Origin of the sequence: Nocardia sp. NPDC058633, assembly GCF_042717045.1 — a bacterium.
Lineage (GTDB): Bacteria > Actinomycetota > Actinomycetes > Mycobacteriales > Mycobacteriaceae > Nocardia.
The window spans coordinates 202,528-220,813 of record NZ_JBHXRA010000008.1; the positions used below are offsets into that span (position 1 = coordinate 202,528).

The following is an 18,286-nucleotide window of genomic DNA, read 5'->3' on the forward strand; positions in this document are numbered from 1 at the left end:
ACACTTGAAATGGGGGTCACACAGTGAGATCGGACTATCGTCGCCGCCGAAGTGGTTACCCACGGCCCCGCCCGCGGGTCACTTGGGCACGAGCACGCCCGTGAGATCGGCCTCCCGGATGGGGGTGTCCGGATTGGCTTGCGCCCCGCACATCAGATCGATGGCGGCCATCGACAGGTCGATGGTGTTCGGATCCGGCTTCGCCTCGTCGCCACGCTCCTGCTCGAGGAACTTGGTCACCGTCGTGCGCCGATCGTCCGGGTCCTGGGCGGTGTATTCGCTACAGGGCGTATCGCCGCCCTTGTTGACCGCCTTCTCCACCTGATCACAACCCGTGCCGAGCACGGCGATCGCGGCCGCGGTGAGCGCGGTAGCCACAACATTTCTGCGCAGTGTCATCATGTGGCAGCTTTACCCGATTCCGGCGAAAGAACGCAACGGTGAGCGTTCGTGAATAGGCCTGACTGTTTGCGCGTGAATCTTGTACTGTCGCAAACAGATCAGTTGCCAAGTCACTGGTGGTTCACCCTGGGCGGGGCGCGCCACTGTCAAGTCGCAGGAGGAGCAAGGCTCATGGCCGACGTGCAGACCCCGATGATCAGGACCGATATCCCCCATTCGGCACGGATCTGGAACTACTGGATGGGTGGTAAGGACCACTACGAGATCGACAAGATCGCCGGCGACGCCGGACTGGCGGTCGACCCCGACATCTCCACCATGGCCGTGCAGTCGCGGCAGTTCCTGATCCGGGCCGTGCGCTTCCTGGCCAAGGAACGCGGCATCAAGCAGTTCCTCGACATCGGCACCGGGCTGCCCACCATGCAGAACACCCACGAGGTCGCCCAGGGCGTCGCCCCGGACGCCAAGGTGGTCTACGTGGACAACGACCCACTGGTGCTCGCCCACGCGCGCGCGCTGCTGACCAGCACCACCGACGAGGGCGTCACCACCTACATCGACGCCGACTTCCACCACCCCGAACAGATCGTCGCCGACGCGCGCAACGTGCTGAACTTCAACGAGCCGATCGCCGTGATGTTCATGGGCGTTCTCGGACACGCCGAGACCTACGACGACCTGCTGCGCATCGTGCGCACCGTCGTCGGCGCGGTCCCCTCCGGCAGCCACCTGATCTATTGGGACGGCACCGACGACAGCCAGGCCTACGTCACCCTGTGCGAGAACTACACCGGCACCGGCGGCACGCCGTACGTCCCGCGCACCCAGGCCCAGATCCATGGCGTTTTCGACGGCATGGAAGTGGTCGAGCCGGGCGTTGTCTCGATCACCCAGTGGCGTCCGGAGACCACCGAGGTGGGCCAGGTCCTGCCGATCTCGGCCTACGGCGCGGTCGCCCGTAAACCCTGATCCACGCCGTGCACGGCAGCGGGCTCCGCTGCCGCCGAAGCCGCGTGCGGCGCCCCGTTCGACCGGTCGTCGAACGGGGCGTCACCTTGTCCGGCCACCGCCGAGCAGCGACCACCTGCCGATTCGGACGAACCCGCACGGACAGATAAGCTGATACAGGGAGTTACAGCTAGTTCTCTCCTACCGCCGCGACGTATCCGGAGAATTACATGGGCCCCCTGTCGGTTGCACTGCGCAACGTGGTCGCGCTCTTGAGCGACGGTGTCGAGCCGTACGCGCCGACGCCGTCGGACATCGTCTACGACGAACCGCACCGCAGGCTGCTGCGATACCGGCGCGCCACCTCCGCCACGGGCGATCCCGTGCTGCTCGTTCCACCATTGGCAGTGACGATCTCCTGCTACGACATGCGGCCGAGCCAGAGCCTCGTGCGATTCCTCCTCGATCTCGGGCGCGAAGTCTATGTGCTCGACTACGGCGAGATCACCTACGCGGACCGCGATCTCGGCTTCGAGGAATGGGTCGACGACATCGTGCCGACCGCCGTCGACGCGGTGAGCGCGGACAACGACCACTCCCCCGTCGACCTGATCGGCTGGTCGTTCGGTGGCACGATCAGTGTCCTCACCGCCGCGGGGCACCCCGGACTGCCGATCGGGTCGGTCACCGCGGTGGGGACCCCGTTCGACCAGCGCCGCAACGGCCAGATCTCGCTGGCCCGCAGGTTCGGGCAGCTCACCGGCGGCCGCGAGGTCACCGTGCCGGTACGCGTGGCCGGTGGCGTGCCGAAGTACGGGGTACGTGCCGGATTCCGCATCCAGTCGATCGACCGTGAACTCACCAAGCCCTGGTACATCGCACGCAATATCGCCGACACCGAAGCGTTGGCTCGCATGCAATCGGTGGACCGGTTCATGGACACCATGCCCGGCTACCCCGGTCGGTTCTATCGCCAGGCCTATCGACAGTTGATCATCCGCAACGAAATGTTCAAGGGCACAGTACATCTGAGTCCAGAGCGTGCCATCGACCTGACCGAGCTCACCGCACCGACCCAACTGATCGGCGGCACCAAGGACGCCCTGGCCTCCTCGGCTTCCGTCGCGGCAGGCGTCGGAGTACTCACCGGCACGTCGCAGGTTCGCTTCACCGAGGTCCCGGGAAGCCATCTCGGCATCATCGCGGGGCCGAATGCCCGCGAAACCACCTGGGCGACGATCGCGGACTTCCTCGACAGCGCGCGGGTCTCCGGTCGGACACCCTCGCCGACCCACTGAGCGGCACCGGGTCAGCGGGGGTCGACGAAGGGTCGTGCCCCTGTTCGACCGAGACGCACCACGGTCACACGGTTCTCACGCACCACGCATGGCGCGATAGACGGCCGAGCCGACGAAGGCACCGAGATCGTCGGGATTCCAGTCGCCCTCGTGGGCGAACAGGGTCCTGACCGCACTTTCGGCGGCCGAGACCCACAACTCCACCAGGGCGGGCAGTTTGCGCTCGGCGTCGTCGATGCCCCAGGCCTGCAAGGTCGGACGCAGCAGCGCCGTGCAGCGCTCGACAGCCAGCCGCCGCCCCCGCCCGAAGGAACCGGCGACCGCGGGGTCGGGGTTGCCGTAGATCAGCCGCCAGGCATCGGGGCGCTCGGCCGCCTTGTGCAGCAGGGTGCGGAAACCTTCGACGAAAACCGTCTCGTCGGCGTCGGTCGCGCGCGGCGGTAGCACGTCGAGGACACCCGATATCAGAAAACTCTCCTCGCGCTGGATCAGCGCGTCGATCAGCTCGACCCGATCGGGGAAACAGGCGTAGATCACCGGGCGGGTGACCTTCATGTAGTCGGCGACCGCGCCCATCGTGACCGCGGCGACGCCGTCGTCGGCGGCGATGGCCAGTGCCGCGTCGAGCACCTGCGGCCTGCGCCGCTCGGGGCCGAGGTGCGCGGCCCGCCCTCGCCGCGGCACGACCGTCTCGCTACCCATGCGCCCACAATAGCAACCCCTGCAATGTTCCTACACCAGTGTACGAAAATGCTACAGTGGCGAATGAAGCGTCCTACCGTGCTGGACGCCCGCAGGAGGAGCGACGATGCCCCAGGATTTCTTCAACCCGAACACCGCCGACTTCGCGCAGTTCGATCCACAGACGCGCAAGCTGCTGCGCGCGATGGTCGACTGGTTCGAGTCGCGCGGCAAGACCCAGCTGCTCGACGACGACCGGTCCCGCGTCTGGCCGTCGGATTTCCTGGACTTCGTCAAGCAGGAGCGGCTGTTCGCCACTTTCCTCACCCCGGCCGCCGAGGCGGGCGGTGACCCGAACAAGCGCTGGGACACCTCACGCAACGCGATGCTGAGCCAGATCTTCGGCTTCTACGGCATGACCTACTGGTACATCTGGCAGGTCACCATTCTTGGCCTCGGCCCGATCTGGCAGAGCAGCAACACCGCGGCCAAGAAGAAGGCGGCCGCACAGCTCGAGTCCGGTGAGATCTTCGCGTTCGGCCTGTCGGAGAAGGAACACGGCGCCGACGTGTACTCCACCGACATGATCGTCGACCCACAGCCCGACGGTGGTTACACCGCCACCGGCGGCAAGTACTACATCGGCAACGGCAACCTGGCCTCGATGGTCTCGGTGTTCGGTCGTCGTTCGGACAAGCCGATCATCGACAGCGCCGCGGCGTTGCGGGGCAAGCCGACTCAGCAGGATTACGAGGGGTATCTCTTCTTTGTCGCCGACTCCCAGCACGACGCGTACAAGCTGCACAAGAATGTCGTCAACAGCCAGATCTACGTCGCGGCCTTCGAGCTCGAGAACTACCCCGTGGCCGAACAGGACATCCTCCATCGCGGCGAGGACGCGTTCCACGCGGCGATGAACACGGTCAACGTGGGCAAGTTCAACCTCGGCTTCGGCGCGGTCGGCGCCTGTGAGCACTGCTTCTACGAGGCGATCGACCACGCCGAGAACCGAATTCTGTTCGGGCACAGGGTCACCGAGTTCCCGCAGGTCCGGGCGCTGATCACCGATTCCTACGCGCGCATCGCCGCGATGAAGCTCTACAGCGCTCGCGCGGTGGACTACATGCGATCGGCGTCGCCCGACGATCGGCGCTATCTGCTGTTCAACGCCATCGAGAAGATGTCGGTCACCCGGCAGGGCCAGCGCGTCATCGAAGACCTCGCCGACGTGATCGCCGCGCGCGGGTTCGAGAACGACATGTACTTCCCGGTCGCGATGACGGCCATGTTCGGTCTCCCGAGACTCGAGGGCACCGTCCACGTCAACATGGCGCTGTCGCTGAAGTTCATGGCCAACTACATGTTCCACCCCGCCGATGCGGGCCTGGCCGCGATGGGGTCGCTGCCGGGCGCTTCGGTGGCATCGAAGGCGACCACGCGCGCGGTCGCCGGCGCGCTGTCGTGGTCGAGTCGCAAGGTCGCCCCGCGCCTGCGTGCGGTCGTGAAGCCGCTGGCCGCCGAATTCGCCGGCGCCGCCTATGAACCGGTGCCGTCGCGGCACGACACCGCCGACGACGAATTCCTGTTCCGACAGGGCCCGAGCAGTGGTCTGGGCCGGATTCGCTTCGCCGACTGGCGCCCGGTCTTCGAGAGCTTCAGTGACGTGCCGAACGTGGCGGTGTTCCTCGAGCAGGTGCTCGCGCTACAGGCCCTGCTCGCGGTGGCGGCACCGACCTCGTCGCAGCAGCAGGACGTGGACTTCCTGTTCGCGTTCGGTGAGCTGTTCACCGCGGTGCCCTATGCGCAGCTGGTCTTGGAGCAGGCGGTCATCGACGGCACCGACCCGGTGGTCATCGATCAGATCTTCGACGGCTTCGTGCGCAGCTTCTCCGCGAACGCGCTCACCTTGCACAACAAGCCGACCGCTACCCCCACCCAGCAGCGCAGGGCCCTCGACCTGGTTCGCCGACCCGCCTTCGACAAGGCCCGATTCGAGCGTGTCCTCGGTAAGGCGCGCGCCCTGGCGGGGACCTACGAGATGAAGGCCTGACCCAGTGGTGACGGCGGTCTCCGCGGGCCGAGCGGAGGCGACCGCGCGTCAGTCGAGTGGCGGCGCGTTCTCGGTGATGACGGCCAACGTCGCCGCCACCGACATGTCGGGCTCGATGACCAAGCCCTTCTCGCGAAGAAAGCCGTCGAACAGCTGGACGACGGCATTGGTCGTCCGTTCGACGAACAGGGCCGTCGGTTCCGGGAGCGGGACGGGATCGGTGTCGAGCCACAGGTCGGTGACGGCCATGACGAAACCGACGATGCCGCGCAACAGATGGTCGATACCGTCGGTATCGAGCGCGACCGAGGACAGCACACTGCGGCTGCGCTCGGCCAGATCGCGCGAGAGGCGCCGACCGATGTCCAGGGGCCGAGCAGACGGATCGGCGCTGGAGACGCTCTGGGTGAGGACGAGAAACCGGAACACATCGGGGTGCTCGGCGATGACCCCGGCATAGGCGGTGAGGAACCGATGGATAGTGGCCCGTGGCGGCTGCACGATCAGCGAGAGATCCGGCGCGACGGCCGAGTAGACCTGCGCGACAAGCCAATCCGAGACCGCGCCGTCGAGCTCGGATTTATCGGCGAACATCCGGTAGAGACGCGGTTTTGCCACGCCCATCTCCCTGGCGAGCGTTTCCATGCTCACCTGTGGTCCGTCACGGTCGATACACCGCACCGCACCGGCGATGACCTGCTCGCGAGTGAGCGACCGCGCGGGCGACCGCCGAACCGGCCTCGACGATGTAGTCACGATGTCCTCTCTGTTCGCCCTTCGCGTACGGCCAGGATAGCGGCGCCCGGAGGCGGTTCCACTACCCCGCCGCGCATGGGATCGACGTTCTGATCGAGAGCGGCGCGCGAGATCATCAGAATAATCCGGTACCCCCCGTATCATTAATAGGTACCGTCGGTACTATCGAATACGCACGGAGCAACGTGGCCCGTGTCGAAAGGAGTCCCGTATGACGCGCGAAACCGGCGTCGACATCCCCGCAGCACCGACATCCAGAACCCATCGGGTGCGCAACGGTGACATTTCGCTCGCCGTCTACGAATCCGGCCCCGTCGACGGCATCCCGGTGGTGCTCGTCCATGGTTGGCCCGATACCCATCACCTGTGGGACGGCGTCGTCGCGCTGCTGTCGGACAGATATCGCGTGATCTCCTACGACACCCGCGGCTACGGACAGTCCAGCGCGCCGACGGAGGTCTCGGCCTACGAACTGAACCGGCTCGCGACCGACTTCTTCGCCGTGGTCGAGGCTGTGAGTCCCACCGAACCCGTGCACGTCGTGGCCCACGACTGGGGCTCGGTGCAGGTCTGGGAAGCGGTGTGCGAGCCGGGTGCGGACCAGTACGTCGCCTCGTTCACCTCGATCTCGGGCCCGAACCTGGACCACCTGGCCACCTGGATGCGCCGCGGTGTGCTGTCGGGGACCCCACGCGGGATCTTGGGCACGCTCAGCCAATGCCTGTCCTCGGCCTACACCACCTTCTTCATGCTGCCGCTGCTGCCCGGCCTGTTCTTCCGGCTCGTCGGCACCGAGAAGACCTGGAAGTTGTTCCTTCGCGTGGTCGAGGGCACGCCCGCCGAGCAGATCTCGCTGGCGCCGACCCTGAAACAGGACATGATCTCGGGGCTGCGCTTCTACAAGGCCAACATCATCGCCCGCATGTTCGGGCCACGGGAACGGCGCACCACCGTCCCGGTGCAGCTGCTGGTGAACACCCGCGACATCGCCGTGCGCCCCGCGGGTTTCGACGACACCGCGCAGTGGGCTGATCATGTCGTCCGCCACGACCTGGCACGCGGGCACTGGTTGCCCTATTCCGACCCCGCCGCGATCGCCGACTACGCCGACGCGTTCATCCAGGCCCAGCCCGAGTAACGACGAGGGAGAGAAACGCCCATGCTCGACTTCGACATCGTCATTACCGACGGTCTCTGGTTCGACGGCACCGGAGCCGCGTCCGCCCGGCGCAATATCGGCATCCGGGACGGCGTCGTCGAGGCCGTCACGCCCCACCCGCTGCCGGTCGGCGCCGCCACGGAGGTGATCGACGCCGCGGGCAAGTGGGTGCTGCCCGGATTCGTCGACGTGCACACCCACTACGACGCCGAGCTGCTGATCAAGCCCGCGCTGTCGGAGTCGCTGCGCCACGGTGTCACCACCGTCGTGGTCGGCAACTGCTCGCTGTCGACGGTGCTGGCGTCCAACGCCGACTGCGCCGATCTGTTCAGTCGCGTCGAAGCCGTGCCGCGAGACGCGGTGCACAGCGCCCTCGACGAGCACCGCACCTGGTCGGATCCCGGCGAGTACGCCAAGGCCCTGGACTCGTTGCCGTTGGGTCCCAATGTCGCCGCGTTCCTCGGTCATTCCGATCTGCGCACGCACGTGCTCGGGCTCGGCCGCGCGGTCACCCGCGACACCGAACCCACCGCCGCCGAAATCGACCGGATGACCACCCTGCTCGACGCGGCGATCGACGCGGGCTTCCTCGGACTGTCGTCGATGTCGAACAAGCTCGACAAGATCGACGGCGAGCAATACCGGTCGCGGTCGCTGCCCTCGACCTACACCCGCGGCAAGGAGGTGCGCGCGCTCAACAGAGTGCTGCGCAAGCGGGGCCGGGTCCTGCAGAGCGCCCCGACCGTCAGCCTGAACCCCAACATCGCGAAGTTCTTCCTCGCCAGCGCGGGCATCGGCCGACCCCCGCTTCGCACCTCGCTGCTGTCGGCGGCCGACTCCAAGGCCTACCCGCCGCTGGTGTGGTTCATGCTCTACGCCGCGCCGCTGCTGAATCGCTTCGCGCGCACCAACTTCCGGTGGCAGCACCTGCCCGTGCCGTTCACCGTCCACGCCGACGGTATCGACCTGGTGGTGTTCGAGGAGTTCGGCGCCGGCGCCGCGGCCCTGCACCTCAAGGATCAGGTCGAACGCAACGAACTGCTCCAGAGCGAGCCGTACCGGCGTTGGTTCCGCAAGCAGTACGACAACAAGTTCACCCCGCGCATCTGGCACCGCGACTTCTTCGACGCCGAGATCATCGCCTGCCCCGACGAATCGGTGGTCGGCACGTCGATCGGGCAGGTCGGCAAGGACCGTGGCCTGCACCCGGTCGACGCCTACCTCGACATGGTGGTCGAGCACGGTCCCGCCCTACGCTGGCGCACCACGATCGCCAACGACCGCCCCGAGTACCTGAACAAGCTCGCCGCGAGCCCCGGCGTGCAGATGGGGTTCGGCGACGCGGGCGCGCACCTGCGCAACATGTCGTTCTACAACTTCCCGCTGCGCCTGCTCGAAAGAGTGCTGCGCGCACAGGAATCCGGTACACCGTTCCTGAGCGTGGAGCGTGCGATCCACCGCCTCACCGGCGAGCTCGCCGACTGGTACCAGATCGACGCCGGTCACCTCCGCGAAGGCGACCGGGCCGACCTGGTCGTGATCGACCCCGCCGGGCTCGACGACGCGGTGCACCAGCTCCACGAAGCACCGCTGCCCGAATTCGGCCTCGACCGCATGGTCAACCGCAACGACCGTGCGGTCGTGGCCACCGTGGTCAACGGCCGCCGGGTCTTCGGTGCCGGCGAAGTGACGCCCGGTATCGGCGCGGACTGGGGTACCGGACAGTTCCTGCGCGCAGGCCACGACAACCGCGCTCCCCTCACCCAGGGGGCACGATGAAACTCCCATTCCGTCGTGCGGCCGCGCCGATGCGCGCTCCTGACGTGGCACTCCAGGCACGCAACGTGAAGTTCGATTGGACTTCGGCACCGCTGCACTGGATGCCGTCCGAACCGATCGCCTCACACGTGGTGAACTCGCTGAACCTGCTGCTGCCCGAGGGCGAGCGGATGTTCTGTGCCACCTACCGCGACGCGCTGCCCTACGTGCGCGATGCCAAGGTACGCGAGGCCATGCTCGGGTTCATCGGCCAGGAATCGATGCACGCCGAAACCCATGCCAAGGTGCTCGACCAGGTTTTCGCCGCCCACCACATCGACACCGCGCCCTACACCCGCCAAATGGAATACGTCTTCCGCAACTCTCTCGGCGCGCGCGAGGACAGCCCGCAGGCCGCGCAGACCCGCCTGGTCGAACGATTGACGTTCATCGCCAGCCTCGAGCACTTCTTCGCCTGGCTCGGCGACTGGATCCTCAACGCCGACTTGGAATCCCACGGCGCCGAACCTCGCGTGCTCGACCTGTTCCGCTGGCACGGCGCCGAGGAGGTCGAACATCGCAGTGTCGCCCACGACGTGGCGATCTACTTCGGCGCCGGATATCTACGGCGTGCGGCGATGATGCTGGTCGTCATCCCGATCCTGCTGAGCCTGCTCGTGCGAGGCACCAAGTTCCTGGTCAATCAGGATCCCGAACTGCCGAACATGGGCTATCCCACGCTGATCCGCAAGATCCTGGGGGCGATGTGGCGCGGCGCGCTGCCCGGTGTTCCGGCACTGCTGATCAGCGCCGGGTCCACGTTCAACCCGCGCTACGACCCCGCGTCGGTCGGGTCGACCGAGCAGGCGATCGCTTACCTCGCCAAGTCCCCGGCGGCAAGGGCGGCGGCCCAGTGACCGTGTATCCCGCGCCCCGGGTGATCCCGCCGGACCTGTACGGCAAGCACGATCAGGACCCGACCACCAAGGCGATCGACGCCGTGGCCAACCTGCGGATTCGCTGGTCGACCCTGATCAACCGCCGCCCCATCGTCACCAGGGCCGACGATGCCCGCTTCCCGGTGGTCGTCACCGACCGGGTGCTGGTGGCCCAGGACCAGGCCGTCATCGATCTCGGGTTGCGCGCACCCGACGGCGCTCGGTTGCCCCGCTGGGCGCCGGGCGCGCACATCGACCTCGAACTTCCGTCCGGCCGTCTCCGTCAGTACTCGCTGTGCGGCGACCCCGCCGAGACCGGCGAATATCGCATCGCCGTGCGGCGCATCCCGCACGGCGGCGGTGGGTCGATCGAGGTGCACGACGAACTTGCGGTCGGGACCGAGGTGGTGGTCCGCGGGCCACGCAACGCGTTCCCGTTCGCACCGCCCGGGCGTGGCTCGTCGGCGAAACGCCTGCATTTCGTCGCAGGCGGCATCGGCATCACCCCGATTCTGGCGATGGCCCGAGCCGCCGACCGGCTCGGGACCGCGTGGTCGCTGGTCTATTGCGGGCGAAGCCGCGACACTCTGCCGTTCCTCGACGAACTCGCCGACCTCCGCGGGCACGTGGTGATCCGCACCGACGACGAACACGGGATACCCGGCGCCGCGGACCTTCTCGACGGTGTCGACCACGACACGGCGATCTACTGCTGTGGGCCGACCCCGATGACGGCCGCCCTGGTCGCGGCGGTACGCCTGATGCCGGGCATCGAGTTCCACTCCGAAAGGTTCTCTCCCGCACCGGTTGTCGATGGCACCGCGTTCGAGGTGGAGTTGGCGAGTACCGGCGAGGTCGTATCCGTGGCCGCCGACCAGACGATGCTCGACGCGCTGCTCGCAGTCCGCCCCGACCAGCCCTACTCGTGCCGGCAGGGCTTCTGCCGCACGTGCGTGGTCCGGGTGGCCGATGGCACACCCGACCACCGCGACACCGTGCTCACTCCCGAGGACCACGCCGCGGGAGTAGTGCTCGCGTGTGTCTCACGCTGTGCGGGACAGCGCCTGGTCCTGGACCTCTGAGCGCGCGGCGCGACGATCCTCGCCCCCCACCTAGGTGTTGTGTCGGTGGCCGCCGAGCACTCTTCGCGAGTCAGCCGGCCAGCCCTTCCGGGTCGACCAGCAGCCGCTTGAGCACCTTGCCGGTCTCGCCACGGGGAAGCGCGGTGAGGAAGGTGACATCGCGCGGGACGGAGAAGCGGCTGAGGCGGTTTCGGACGTAGGTGCGCACCATCTCGGGGTCGAGGCCGGATCCTTCGTGCTTGACGAGGAACGCGGCGAGACGCTGGCCGAATTCGCGATCCGGCACGCCGACCACCGCGACGTCGGTGACCTGCGGCAGGTAGGCCAGCGCTTCCTCGACCGGGCGCGGGAAGACGTTCTCGCCACCGGAGATGATCATCTCGTCGTCGCGGCCCGCCACGAACAGCCTGCCTTCGGCGTCGAGGTAGCCGAGGTCGCCGGTGTCCATCATGCCGTCGGCTTCCTCGGGAGGGGAGTCGCTGACATAGCCGTCGAAGAGCATGTGATTGCCGACGAAGATGCGCCCCACCACGCCGATCGGGACGGCTTTGTGCTCGGGATCGAGAATGGCGATCTTGGTGCCCAGCGGCGGGCGCCCCGCCGTGGTCGGCGCGGCGCGCAGGTCGTCGGGTCCGGCCACACTGGCCCAGGAGACCTCGGTGGAACCGTAGAGGTTGTAGAGGACCTCGCCGTAGTCGTCCAGGAATCGGTCGACGGTGGCCGCTGCCAGCGGTGCGCCGCAACTGATCACGTGTCGCAGGCTGCTCAGGTCGTAGCGGGATCGAACCTCGGCGGGCAGGTCGACCAGGCGCTGCACCATCGTGGGCACGGCGATGAGCGTATGCACCCCGTGCTCGGCGATGCGGCGCAGGCACTGCTCGGCGTCGAAGCCCTGCGTCAGCACCACCGTGGCGCGTACGGCGGTGCTGAGTTGCAGCGCCGACAGTCCCCAGGTGTGGAACAGCGGCGCCGGGATCATCATGGTGCTGCCCGCGTGGATCGGGATCAGCGACAGCAGCGCGACCAGCGTGTCGAAGCCCTTCGGATGTGGGCGCCTTGCTCCCTTCGGAACACCGCTGGTGCCCGAGGTGAGCACGATCTGACGTCCTGGCACCGTCGGGACGGGGAATTTCGTGTGACGGATCGCGATGAGGTCTTCGATCGCGATCCGCGTCGGATCGACGGCCGCGTCGTCGGTGAAGAAGCGGGGCAGATCGGCGTGCAGATACTGCACGAGATGGGCCAGATCGGTGTCGACGAACAACGCCGACAGCCGGTGCCGCTGCACGATGTCCTCGATCTGGCGGCCCGACAATCCCGAGTTCAGCAGCGCGACATCGACCCCGAGCTTGCCCGCCGCGACCATGGATTCGACCATGCCGCAGTGGTTTCCGGCCAGCAGGCCCACCGCGTCGCCCGCGCGCAGCCCGAACTCGTACATCGCGCCCGCGAGCGCGGTGGTTCGTTTGTCGGTCTCCTCGAAAGTAGCGGTGCTGTCGTTGTCGATCAGCGCGACCTGATCCGGGCTGTGCGCGGCGCCCGCGGCGTATCCGCCCGCCAGGTTGAAGCCCCATCGGTACAGCGACCGCAGCTGCCTGGCCGAGGTCAACGGTGGCGCGACCTGCCCCGACTGCACCCACCATCGAACGAGTTCGGACTTGCGCCGGATCGGTGCGCGGTTGCCGTTGGCCACCACCGCGGTCTGCGCGCCGCCCACCACGTCGGCCGCGCGGCGCACGCCGTCCTTGACCCAGCCGACGATCGCCGAGTTCGTCACCCCGGCCAGCGCCGGGTGCAGGCGGGGCGCGCCGAAGACCGTCACGGTCACCCTCGTGCGCTGCTCGTCCCCGGTGAGTCGGATCATGGCGAAGCTGCCGGATTCGGGATTGTGCAGTTCGAAACTCTCGTACCAGCGCCCGATCGTCACCACCAACCCGGTCCGCCGCACGCCGACCGCCCGATCACCGATTCTGACCTGCCATACGGTGCTCCCGTCGGGACCGAGCAGTCGATCGCACCCCCCGATCCCGGCCCACAACCGCGGATAACTCTGTGGTTCGAGCAAGACGTCCCACAGCGCCCGGCGCGAGACGGAGAACTCCACGGACACATCGACGACATCACTCGGCATTGCTGCGCGCTTTCCTCGGTCCGGCCACACTGCCGGGCAGTGCCTGCTCGCCTCGGCCCCCGTGCCGCGACGGTGCCCGTCGTCAGGCACTGCACCAGAAGCCAGCTTCGTCCCCCGGTGCGTGGGCGAACGAAATATCTACGGATTCTGGCGACCGAACGAACAACTACACCCGCCGACTGTGAGAGTTGCCAACGTGATGGCGCACCCACCGCACGAGGCGTTCACCAGGAGAACGGCACAATGGAGTCGATGAAACCTTGGCAGCGCGACCCCAGCACCGATGACGGCCCGCTCGGCAACGGGGACGGCGTCGGCTTCGACGACCTGCGGATGCTCAGGGAGCAGTTCGTCGACTTCATGCTCGGCTACAAGTTCGCGATAGACGAGGTGACGACCAAGATCAACATTTTGCGCGAGGACTTCAACAACACCCACGAGTACAACCCCATCGAGCACGTGGGGTCACGACTCAAGTCGCCCGAAAGCGTCCTGGAGAAGGTCCGTCGCAAGAACTACGCGATGAACCTGGCCGCCATCCGGGACAACGTCCTCGATATCGCCGGGGTCCGGGTGGTGTGCAGCTTCATCTCCGACATCGCCACGATCAGGGACATGCTGGCCGGTCAGGAAGACATCACGGTCCTCGAGGAGCGCGACTACATCACTCACCGCAAGCCCAACGGGTACCAGAGCATGCACCTGATCGTGTCGATCCCGGTGTTCCGGTCCGACCGCACCGAACGCATTCCGGTCGAGATCCAGATCCGCACGATCGCGATGGACTTCTGGGCCAGCCTCGAACACAAGATCTATTACAAATACCGCGGTGAGGTTCCGCCGAACCTGCGCAGCGACCTCGCCCAGGCCGCCGAGGTCGCCACGCAACTCGACGAGAAGATGGAAGCCCTGCACCGCCAGGTCGACCGCGGCGCACAGACCACGAAGAAGCCGCCCTCGGACTCACTCGACCTCAGCGGTCTGTACCACAACCTCACCGCCGGCCACCCCGTCTACCTGCGGCCCAGCGATCCACCGCACTGACCCGCCGACCTGTCGGCGCGTTTCGGTGGGTCATCGATCTCGACCCGAACCAGCGTCCCCGGCCTGTGCGCCACGCCTGGCGAGGGTGCGTCGACGGGTGTCCTCATACGCCGCGCGCAACAGGCGAACCGCCTGCGGGGTGGTTTCCCCCGGGTCGATGATCGAAATCCAGCCCTGCGTTCGGTAGACCGGATGAGGTAGGACGGTGTCGGTGGCCGCGTAGTCCCACGAGGACGGTTCGAACCGGGGATTCTCGCCGATGAGTTCGATGAACGCGCTTGTCCCGACGTGGATGTTCAGTCGCCGACGACCAGGGATGTCGAGATCGCTGAGGGTGTCGTCGGGGTAGTTCTTCGTCACGATGGTCGCGAAGGGCTGCTCGCGCCGCGGCACCAGCCCGTCGGGTGCGTAGTAGAAGAAGTGATCTCCCCAGGCGATCTCGGGGAACTCGCTGCCGACAGCGGGCGCGAGTTCGAGAACTCCGTCGAAGGTGCGGACCGTCTCGAGGATGTGTTCCATACTCATGGTTCGAGTGTGTACTTGAACCGCTTATGGAGGGTTTCTCGATGAACATCGCCGACGTGGTCGCGGCGACCGGTTACTCGGCGCAGCAGATCCGCGACCTGGAGGGCTCGGGCGTCATCCCCACCGCGCGGCGCGAGCCCAACGGCTATCGGCAGTTCTCGGAAGTTCACATCCGCAACCTGCACGCCTACCGGGACCTGGCCTCGGCGGTGGGACCGGTCGACGCGCGTCGGGCGATGCGAGAGATTCGAACGCTTGCCTACGGTCGAGCGGCATCGTTGGTCTGCTCGTTGCATGTACGCCTCGACAGCGAGCGTGAGCAGGCACTCATCGCTCGCGCGGCATTGGAGGCCATCCGCGCCGAAGCAACGACTGACGCAGCGCCTGTCGAGTCCGATTCCATGACCATCACGGAGTTGGCACAGGCGTTGGGCGTCAAGGCCTCCGCCCTGCGCTTCTGGGAGAAGGTCGGCCTGGTGGCGCCTGAACGGACCGCCACCCGCACGGGCGCCGCGCGGCGCTACCACCTCACGGCGATCCGCGAGGCCCGCATCATCACAGCCCTGCGTGCGGGCGGCTACCGAATCCCGGACGTGCGGGCCGCGATCACGGCAGTTCGAGAACTCCACGATGTCAGCCACTCACTCGACGCGCTCGACCAGCGACTCGAGTCCATCGCCGAACGCACCATCGCTCTTCTGCGAGCCGGAGCCACACTGTCGGAGACCATCGAGCGGGCCCGCGAGCGTGCAGGCCGAGCGGACATCCTCGTTCGGCCGCACGGGTAGGCGGGAAGAAACACGCGCGTCGTCGGCCGGAACCCCTCCACGGCCCGCGATCTGCGGCACACTACCCCTGTGTCCGAGCACAGCAGCCCGGTGTCGCTCTCGCGTCGACGGTTCCTCACCGCCGCTACCGTCGGTGGCGCGCTCGCCGCGGTCGGTGTTCCCGCCGCCCGCGCCGATGAGCACATTATCGGTCTGGGCGAGCCGCAGTACCAAGCCCTCACCGAGCGCGGTTACAACCGCCGCTTCCAAGCGCGACCAGCGAGAATCTATGTGCCGACGTCGCCGGAGGACGTGCGCGGCGCGGTCGCCAGGGCGGTCGCCGAGGACTCGGGGATCGCGGCGCGCTCGGGCGGACACTGCTTCGACGATTTCGTCGACAACGCGCGGACGCGGTCGATCATCGACCTCGGCCGGTGCACCGCCGTGTTCTGGGACGAAACCCATCGCGCCTTCTCGGTCGACGCGGGCGCCGACATCGGGACGGTGTACGACGCCCTGCACCGCTGGGGTGTCACTGTGCCGGGTGGGATCTGCCTCGGTGTCGGGATGGGTGGTCATGTCTGCGGTGGTGGCTATGGTCCGTTGTCGCGGCGATTCGGGCTCGTCGCCGACCATCTGACCGGGGTGGAAGTAGTCACCGTCGATGCCGACGGCGCCGCGAAACTCCGGGTGGCGACCAAAGACGGGCCCGACCACGACCTGTGGTGGGCGCACACGGGTGGCGGGGGCGGCAATTTCGGTGTGGTGACCCGGTTCCTGTTCCGTTCTCCCGAATCCGACGGCTCCGACCCCGCGCACGCGTTGCCGAAATCGCCCGCCACCATGCTCAGCGCACGACTGATCCTGCCCATCACGACCGAGGATTCGTTCGTTCGCCTGCTCGGCAACTACCTCGGATTCTTCGAACAGCACGCTGCGCCCGGCAATGAATTCGCCGGTCTCTACGCGCCGTTGATGATCAGAACGACCGGTGCCGGCACGGCCGAGATGCTGATCCTGTTCGACGCCGACGCACCCGACGCGCGAAACCGTGTCGACGAATTCGTCGACACTGTGCGCGACGGCGTGTTCCCGCCGCCCATACTCACTCCGGTCGCACGGCTGTCCTACCCGGACACCGTGCGCCAGGTGTATTACGCGAAGGGCGTGAACACCACCCGTGTCAAGGTGAAGGCCGCGTACCTGCGCAAGGCCTACTCCCCCGACCAACTGCGCATCTTCTACCGCTACATCACCGATCTCGGTTTCCTCGGCGAATCCCAGCTCGAATTCCTCCCGTTCGGCGGTGCCATCAATGCCGTCGCCGCCGATGCGACAGCCATGCCCGCGCGCGATTCGTTCATGAAGATGCTGATCCACGCATCATGGCGGCTGCCCTTCGACGACGAGCGGTATCTGCGCTGGGCCCGCGAGATGTACCGCGACGTCCATGCCGACACCGGCGGTGTTCCGGTGCCGAACGAGACCTACGGCGGCAGCTACATCAACTATCCGGACCCCGACCTGGCCGACGCCGCGTGGAACACCTCCGGCCTGCCGTGGCACGCCTTCTACTATGGCGACAACTATCGGCGTCTGCTTCGAGTCAAGGCCGCCGTGGATCCGGGAAATGTCTTCCAGCACCGACTCTCGGTCGGTCGACCGGACTGGTAGCGGCGCTCAGGTGAGTGCGAGCACCCGGCACGGACCGCCGGTTCCGCCCGCGTGCTTGGGTGCGCCGACGATGACGGTCGCACCCGTCGCCGGTACCGCCGCGAGGTTGGCCAGCATCTCCACGCCATAGCGCCCCGCACCGAGGATCGCGGTGTGCGCACCGTATTCGGGGTCGGCACCGCAGTCGAGGCTGAGCGTATCGACGCCGACACCGACTACTCCACACCGCGCGACGAGGTGGTGCGCGGCGTCGGCGGAGAATCCCGGCGCGTGCGGCGTTCCCCGTTCGTCGAGATTGAGAAACGTCGACGGGTCGGCGATGCGCCGTTCCCACCCGGAGTACATCGCGACGAAAGCCCGCTGCGGAATGTCGCCGTGCTGGGAGCGCCAGTGGTCGATGTCGGCGACGGTCACCACCGCGTCGGCGTCGGCGGCGGCCTTGGCGCTGATATCGATGACGACGAGCGGGGCGACGAGGTCGTCGACCGCGATGGCCTCGGTGGTGGTGGCGCCGGGAATCCGGTGTGCGGGCGCGTCGACATGGGTTCCGGTGTGCTCCCAGTACCCGAGCGCGTACTGCCCGAATCCTCCCGACGCGTGCCAGGCCACAGGGACCATGACCATCGGCGGACTACCCGGCCACACCGGCAATCGGGGCGTGAGCGTGTGGGTGAGGTCGACGACGCCGGAGCGTGGCGCCGCGACCGCGGGCGCGGGCGCCACCGTGGTCAGCGCGGTGAGCCCCGCGAGGCCGAACAGAGCCCGCCGACTCGGCTGCGGCGCACTCTCGTGGGCGAGACGAACGATCTCGGGCGAGCACATCGGACTCAAGATAGCCGAGCGAATCGGGTCCGGCGCTCGATCGGGCCGACGACGCGGTTCGAATTCGGCAGACCGCGACCCCGTGCGAAAATCGGTTTCCCCTTCGGGGGCGTCTCGGTAGATTGCCGTTCGTGACCACTGCTACCGAGGCGGACAGACTCTAGCCACCGGTCTGCCGGTGGCTGCCCCGAGCGAACGAGACCGTGCCGACCAGGCGCGGGATTTCGTGGTGCCCTGGGCGTCCGGCGGGA

16 protein-coding genes are annotated in these 18,286 nt (G+C 67.2%); 10 read left to right on the forward strand and 6 right to left on the reverse strand.

What is annotated here, in order from left to right; all coding sequences use genetic code 11:
- Positions 1 to 78 precede the first annotated feature (78 nt).
- On the reverse strand, positions 79 to 399 hold the full coding sequence (locus tag ACFWUR_RS12760) for a hypothetical protein (RefSeq protein WP_378906142.1): 321 nt from the start codon (positions 397 to 399) through the stop codon (positions 79 to 81).
- Positions 400 to 573: 174 nt separating this feature from the next.
- Between ACFWUR_RS12760 and ACFWUR_RS12765 the strand changes: the two genes are divergently transcribed.
- Together ACFWUR_RS12765 and ACFWUR_RS12770 are read left to right on the forward strand one after the other, a co-directional pair.
- Entirely contained in the window at positions 574 to 1,371 is a 798-nt protein-coding gene (locus ACFWUR_RS12765; RefSeq protein WP_378906144.1) for an SAM-dependent methyltransferase, read from the forward strand.
- 209 nt (positions 1,372 to 1,580) lie between these two features.
- Positions 1,581 to 2,648, forward strand: coding sequence for an alpha/beta hydrolase (locus tag ACFWUR_RS12770; protein ID WP_378906145.1), 1,068 nt, complete (start codon positions 1,581 to 1,583; stop codon positions 2,646 to 2,648).
- Between the two features lie 75 nt (positions 2,649 to 2,723).
- Here the strand turns inward: ACFWUR_RS12770 and ACFWUR_RS12775 are convergent, their stop codons facing one another.
- The gene (locus ACFWUR_RS12775; protein WP_378906147.1) at positions 2,724 to 3,350 is read right to left on the reverse strand and encodes a TetR/AcrR family transcriptional regulator; all 627 of its coding nucleotides are present in this window, start codon (positions 3,348 to 3,350) and stop codon (positions 2,724 to 2,726) included.
- A gap of 106 nt (positions 3,351 to 3,456) precedes the next feature.
- On the opposite strand from ACFWUR_RS12775, the gene ACFWUR_RS12780 reads away from it, so the two are divergent.
- A complete protein-coding gene (locus tag ACFWUR_RS12780; RefSeq protein WP_378906149.1) occupies positions 3,457 to 5,379 on the forward strand; it encodes an acyl-CoA dehydrogenase family protein in 1,923 nt (640 codons plus the stop codon).
- 48 nt (positions 5,380 to 5,427) lie between these two features.
- Here the strand turns inward: ACFWUR_RS12780 and ACFWUR_RS12785 are convergent, their stop codons facing one another.
- Positions 5,428 to 6,135, reverse strand: a complete 708-nt coding sequence (locus ACFWUR_RS12785) for a TetR/AcrR family transcriptional regulator (protein ID WP_378906151.1) — start codon at positions 6,133 to 6,135, stop codon at positions 5,428 to 5,430.
- Positions 6,136 to 6,346: 211 nt separating this feature from the next.
- Between ACFWUR_RS12785 and ACFWUR_RS12790 the strand changes: the two genes are divergently transcribed.
- Genes ACFWUR_RS12790 through ACFWUR_RS12805 form a run of 4 tightly spaced genes read left to right on the forward strand, consistent with a single transcriptional unit; the run spans position 6,347 to position 11,072 of the window.
- Positions 6,347 to 7,273, forward strand: coding sequence for an alpha/beta fold hydrolase (locus tag ACFWUR_RS12790; RefSeq protein ID WP_378906153.1), 927 nt, complete (start codon positions 6,347 to 6,349; stop codon positions 7,271 to 7,273).
- Between the two features lie 21 nt (positions 7,274 to 7,294).
- On the forward strand, positions 7,295 to 9,073 hold the full coding sequence (locus ACFWUR_RS12795; protein ID WP_378906155.1) for an amidohydrolase family protein: 1,779 nt from the start codon (positions 7,295 to 7,297) through the stop codon (positions 9,071 to 9,073).
- Positions 9,070 to 9,969: a metal-dependent hydrolase gene (locus ACFWUR_RS12800; protein WP_378906157.1), complete on the forward strand. Its 900-nt coding sequence runs from the start codon at positions 9,070 to 9,072 to the stop codon at positions 9,967 to 9,969. The genes ACFWUR_RS12795 and ACFWUR_RS12800 overlap by 4 nt, the downstream gene beginning before the upstream one ends.
- Positions 9,966 to 11,072 (forward strand): PDR/VanB family oxidoreductase, encoded by a 1,107-nt coding sequence (locus tag ACFWUR_RS12805; protein ID WP_378906159.1) that lies wholly within the window; start codon positions 9,966 to 9,968, stop codon positions 11,070 to 11,072. Before ACFWUR_RS12800 ends, ACFWUR_RS12805 begins: the two co-directional genes overlap by 4 nt.
- 70 nt (positions 11,073 to 11,142) lie before the next feature.
- Here ACFWUR_RS12805 and ACFWUR_RS12810 read toward each other — a convergent pair whose 3' ends face one another.
- On the reverse strand, positions 11,143 to 13,203 hold the full coding sequence (locus ACFWUR_RS12810; RefSeq protein WP_378906161.1) for an AMP-binding protein: 2,061 nt from the start codon (positions 13,201 to 13,203) through the stop codon (positions 11,143 to 11,145).
- 252 nt (positions 13,204 to 13,455) lie between these two features.
- Between ACFWUR_RS12810 and ACFWUR_RS12815 the strand changes: the two genes are divergently transcribed.
- Entirely contained in the window at positions 13,456 to 14,247 is a 792-nt protein-coding gene (locus tag ACFWUR_RS12815) for a GTP pyrophosphokinase family protein (RefSeq protein ID WP_378906163.1), read from the forward strand.
- 30 nt (positions 14,248 to 14,277) lie between these two features.
- Here ACFWUR_RS12815 and ACFWUR_RS12820 read toward each other — a convergent pair whose 3' ends face one another.
- Positions 14,278 to 14,772 (reverse strand): DUF6194 family protein, encoded by a 495-nt coding sequence (locus ACFWUR_RS12820; RefSeq protein ID WP_378906165.1) that lies wholly within the window; start codon positions 14,770 to 14,772, stop codon positions 14,278 to 14,280.
- 41 nt (positions 14,773 to 14,813) lie between these two features.
- Here ACFWUR_RS12820 and ACFWUR_RS12825 point away from each other — a divergent pair, with 41 nt between their 5' ends.
- On the forward strand, positions 14,814 to 15,560 hold the full coding sequence (locus tag ACFWUR_RS12825; protein ID WP_378906167.1) for a MerR family transcriptional regulator: 747 nt from the start codon (positions 14,814 to 14,816) through the stop codon (positions 15,558 to 15,560).
- Between the two features lie 69 nt (positions 15,561 to 15,629).
- Positions 15,630 to 17,213, forward strand: a complete 1,584-nt coding sequence (locus ACFWUR_RS12830; protein WP_378906169.1) for an FAD-binding oxidoreductase — start codon at positions 15,630 to 15,632, stop codon at positions 17,211 to 17,213.
- A 6-nt stretch (positions 17,214 to 17,219) separates the two neighbouring features.
- Here the strand turns inward: ACFWUR_RS12830 and ACFWUR_RS12835 are convergent, their stop codons facing one another.
- Positions 17,220 to 18,035: a cyclase family protein gene (locus ACFWUR_RS12835; RefSeq protein ID WP_378906171.1), complete on the reverse strand. Its 816-nt coding sequence runs from the start codon at positions 18,033 to 18,035 to the stop codon at positions 17,220 to 17,222.
- Positions 18,036 to 18,286 lie beyond the last annotated feature (251 nt).

What these genes read in the sequence shown, in the direction of transcription:
- ACFWUR_RS12760 (WP_378906142.1), bottom strand. Translation starts at nt 399, where the DNA reads ATGACACTGCGCAGAAATGTTGTGGCTACCGCGCTCACCGCGGCCGCG.
- ACFWUR_RS12765 (WP_378906144.1), top strand. Translation starts at nt 574, where the DNA reads ATGGCCGACGTGCAGACCCCGATGATCAGGACCGATATCCCCCATTCG.
- ACFWUR_RS12770 (WP_378906145.1), top strand. Translation starts at nt 1,581, where the DNA reads ATGGGCCCCCTGTCGGTTGCACTGCGCAACGTGGTCGCGCTCTTGAGC.
- ACFWUR_RS12775 (WP_378906147.1), bottom strand. Translation starts at nt 3,350, where the DNA reads ATGGGTAGCGAGACGGTCGTGCCGCGGCGAGGGCGGGCCGCGCACCTC.
- ACFWUR_RS12780 (WP_378906149.1), top strand. Translation starts at nt 3,457, where the DNA reads ATGCCCCAGGATTTCTTCAACCCGAACACCGCCGACTTCGCGCAGTTC.
- ACFWUR_RS12790 (WP_378906153.1), top strand. Translation starts at nt 6,347, where the DNA reads ATGACGCGCGAAACCGGCGTCGACATCCCCGCAGCACCGACATCCAGA.
- ACFWUR_RS12795 (WP_378906155.1), top strand. Translation starts at nt 7,295, where the DNA reads ATGCTCGACTTCGACATCGTCATTACCGACGGTCTCTGGTTCGACGGC.
- ACFWUR_RS12800 (WP_378906157.1), top strand. Translation starts at nt 9,070, where the DNA reads ATGAAACTCCCATTCCGTCGTGCGGCCGCGCCGATGCGCGCTCCTGAC.
- ACFWUR_RS12810 (WP_378906161.1), bottom strand. Translation starts at nt 13,203, where the DNA reads ATGCCGAGTGATGTCGTCGATGTGTCCGTGGAGTTCTCCGTCTCGCGC.
- ACFWUR_RS12815 (WP_378906163.1), top strand. Translation starts at nt 13,456, where the DNA reads ATGAAACCTTGGCAGCGCGACCCCAGCACCGATGACGGCCCGCTCGGC.
- ACFWUR_RS12820 (WP_378906165.1), bottom strand. Translation starts at nt 14,772, where the DNA reads ATGAGTATGGAACACATCCTCGAGACGGTCCGCACCTTCGACGGAGTT.
- ACFWUR_RS12825 (WP_378906167.1), top strand. Translation starts at nt 14,814, where the DNA reads ATGAACATCGCCGACGTGGTCGCGGCGACCGGTTACTCGGCGCAGCAG.
- ACFWUR_RS12835 (WP_378906171.1), bottom strand. Translation starts at nt 18,035, where the DNA reads ATGTGCTCGCCCGAGATCGTTCGTCTCGCCCACGAGAGTGCGCCGCAG.